The organism is Arthrobacter sp. Y3225116 (genome assembly GCF_059091245.1).
The window spans coordinates 1-927 of record NZ_JBNHGL010000480.1 but is presented as its reverse complement, the minus strand read 5'-3'; the positions used below and the strand labels follow the sequence as shown (position 1 = coordinate 927).

The 927-nt window shown below is 67.9% G+C and carries 2 protein-coding genes; both read left to right on the top strand.

Going from position 1 to position 927, the window contains the following annotated elements:
• Window positions 1-521 (top strand): nucleotide exchange factor GrpE (locus AC5RV2_RS18455; protein WP_494093532.1); only part of this gene is annotated, 521 nt, incomplete at its 5' end.
• A 130-nt stretch (window positions 522-651) separates the two neighbouring features.
• Window positions 652-927: DnaJ domain-containing protein (locus AC5RV2_RS18450; protein WP_494093531.1), on the top strand; the 276-nt coding region annotated here is incomplete at its 3' end.

Here is a 927-nt window from a genome sequence, read left to right as displayed (position 1 = left end):
CGGCCGGCCAGGGCGCCGACGCCGACGCGCTGGCCCAGGCGGAGCAGATCCTGAACGGGGCCGAGGTCCCGGCCGGGGAATCTGTTGCCCAGGGGACCACGTCGCAGGAGGCCGAGGAGCTGAAGAACGACCTGCTCCGGCTGCAGGCGGAGTACGTGAACTACCGCAAGCGGGTCGAACGCGACCGCGCCGTGGCCGGCGAGATGGCCGTCATCGGCGTGCTGAACTCGCTGCTGCCCGTCCTGGACGACATCGACGCGGCCCGCCAGCACGGCGATCTCACGGACGGACCGTTCGCGGCCATTGCCACCAAGCTGGACGGTGTGCTCAAGACCTACGGCCTGGCCCGTATCGAGGAGACCGGCGTCGAATTCGACCCGAACATCCACGAGGCCTTGATGCAGCAGCCCGACGCCGAGGTGGAAATGGACACCGTCAGCCAGGTCCTGCGCTTGGGCTACAGGGCCGGCGACCGGGTACTGCGCGCAGCCCAGGTAGTGGTAGCCGTACCGGCAGAATGACACCGGCAGCGGGCGCCGCGGCGCTCAGCCCCTGATGACGGGTTGGCCTCCGGACGCTCGGAGGCCAACCCGTCACCGTCCGGGGCGCCAGTGCCCATAGACTTTGTGAGAATTGAAAGGAGGCGCCTGCATGGCTAGCCAGGACTGGGTCGACAAGGACTTCTACAAGATCCTCGGTGTCTCCAAGGATGCATCCGACGCCGACGTCAAGAAGGCATACCGCAAGCTTGCCCGGAAGTTCCATCCCGATACCAACCCGGGGGATGCTGCTTCGGAAAAGATGTTCAAGGACGTCTCCGAGGCGTACTCGGTCCTGTCCGATCCCGCGGAGCGCGAGCAGTACGACGCGATCCGGGCGATGGGCAGCGGCGCCCGCTTCAGCGCAGGGGGACCCGGCGGGGCCGGC